This window comes from Rhodoblastus acidophilus, from assembly GCF_900187365.1.
GTDB lineage: Bacteria > Pseudomonadota > Alphaproteobacteria > Rhizobiales > Beijerinckiaceae > Rhodoblastus > Rhodoblastus acidophilus.
The window spans coordinates 1-1705 of the sequence record NZ_FYDG01000060.1 but is presented as its reverse complement, the minus strand read 5'-3'; the positions used below and the strand labels follow the sequence as shown (position 1 = coordinate 1705).

1 protein-coding gene is annotated in these 1705 nt (G+C 59.8%); it reads right to left on the bottom strand.

The genetic code is table 11. The annotated features are described in order from the left end of the window. Positions 1-784 (bottom strand): GGDEF domain-containing protein (locus tag CFB24_RS23995; protein WP_176440474.1); only part of this gene is annotated, 784 nt, incomplete at its 3' end. Positions 785-1705 lie beyond the last annotated feature (921 nt).

Here is a 1705-nt window from a genome sequence, read left to right as displayed (position 1 = left end):
CCGGCTCGGGCGCGATGCGCTCCGCGACTCCGAGACTGACGGTCACTGGACCAACGCTTTGGAAACGATGAGCCTCGATCGCTTCCCTGATCTTTGCTGCGAGCGCGGCGCTCCCGCGATAACCCGTCGACGCCGCGATCACGACGAATTCTTCGCCGCCCCAGCGGAACAGCATATCTATCGATCGGATGGTTTTCCGTGTGACGGAAACGAGCTCGCGAAGCACCGAGTCTCCGGCCTGATGGCCGTAGGTGTCGTTGATGCGCTTGAAGTGGTCGATGTCAAAGAGAATAAGGGACACAGGCTGTCGGTGACGGACACTTCGTTCGATTTCGGCGGCGACGACCTCCTCGAAATGGAGTCGGTTCCAGGCGCCCGTTAAAACGTCTGTGGAGCACAAACGCCGAAGCGCCGAGACCTGCGTTTGGAGTTGATCGAGCTGGCGCAGCACGTCTTCGTCGGCAGCATCGTCGAAGATCAGCATCGATCCGGCGGGCAGATCTACGGTCCGGGCGCGGCAGGCCACGGCATCATGAACGCCATAAGGAATCTTGAGCGTCTTCCAACCTGCGCCGCGCTCATGAATGGTCTTTCGCACCGTTGGCGAATGCAGGATTTCCTGCTCATACTTCTGGTTGAAGAGCTTGTTGACCAACACGGCTTCGCCGGTGTGATCGAGCACTGCGATCGGCAACGGAAAGCATTCGATGATATCGACCACCGCTGGCTTTGGCGACAGTTCAACCGCGTTCCGGCCGGCGGCTCGCTTCAGGTTGTCGGCCATATTTCTCTCCAATGCAGTAGCGACGCGAGGCGGACTGGGAAACTGTGGGCTTAACGCCCCCCAGTCACAAAGGCGCGCGGCCCGTTTTTCGACCGCGTTTAAGCCCCGCGATGCAAGTCTCGGCATAGGCGGTCGAAGCCGATCAAATTGGCAACGCCGGGCGAAAACCTGAAAATTTCGGACACGGCGAGGTTATCGCCAAGCTTACTTCGCGCCCGGATCAGCCTGTCATGTGCGAAGACCTATTTTGAACCTCGCGAAAATAGCCTGAAAGTGACTATATACTCGCGAGTCGCCAATCTGCGCCCCGAAAAGGCCATCGGCGAGGACCAACTCGGCCATCGCTCCAGCAAGCGTCAGGCGCGCATTGTCGAGCTTGGCTTGCGCGGGCATAAAACGCGCGGATGGGGCCTGAACGGACAATTCGTTGCAGGGTAGAAATGTCATTCCATTGCTCCGTCTGCCCTTATCTTTAGCTTGAGCAAAGCCTCGATCGGGTTGCGATCGCGCGCGTCGCCGCGCGGCCATGTCCCCCAATCGCAACCTACGGTTGCCGGTACAATTTTTTGTTAACATGGCATGTCGAAGGAAAGTTAATGTGCGGACGACCATGCACACGATAGACCGGTCCACCGCCGCGACCGGCCCTTCGCTCAATTCCCGCTTATCGCCGATGGCGCCAGTCGCAACTCGACCCCGGCTGGAATTCTGCGACGCTCAGGGCCTGCGGCGCTGAACGGCTCGAAGCTGACCTCCTGCGCGCGCTGGTGAGCGTCGAGCCGCGCGCCAAGCGTCAAACGCAAACGACCGGCGTCCCACGGGGATACCGGTCGCAAAGGCTTGCTTCACATGCTGCGCAGAGGCGTCACATGTTCAAGCTCTGTCAGGCGTTAGCCGACGATCGAGGTCTCGATCGCAGCG